General features: G+C 44.9%; 1 protein-coding gene. It reads left to right on the top strand.

What is annotated here, in order from left to right; translation table 11 throughout:
* Window positions 1-450, top strand: a 450-nt coding sequence (locus AC1M84_RS14280; RefSeq protein ID WP_481595237.1) for an EF-Tu C-terminal domain-related protein, incomplete at its 5' end; no start/stop codon positions are given.

Here is a 450-nt window from a genome sequence, read left to right as displayed (position 1 = left end):
GTAGGTATCAAAGACACAGTTAAAACTACAGTAACTGGTGTTGAGATGTTCCGTAAACTTCTAGACGAAGGTCGTGCGGGCGAGAACTGTGGTGTACTTTTACGTGGTACTAAGCGTGAAGACGTACAACGTGGTCAAGTACTTTCTAAACCAGGTTCAATCAAGCCACACACTAAATTCGATGCGGAAGTATACGTGCTTTCTAAAGAAGAAGGTGGTCGTCACACTCCATTCCTTAACGGTTACCGTCCACAGTTCTACTTCCGTACAACTGACGTAACTGGCGCGATTCAATTAAAAGAAGGCGTTGAAATGGTTATGCCTGGTGACAACGTAGAAATGTCAGTAGAATTAATCCACCCAATCGCAATGGACCCAGGTCTACGTTTTGCGATCCGTGAAGGTGGTCGTACAGTTGGTGCTGGTGTTGTTGCGAAAGTAACTGCATAA

Source organism: Acinetobacter sp. 24-47-66, assembly GCF_056779755.1.
The sequence above is the reverse complement of the archived record's forward strand: the minus strand, read 5'-3'. Positions and strand labels throughout refer to the sequence as shown.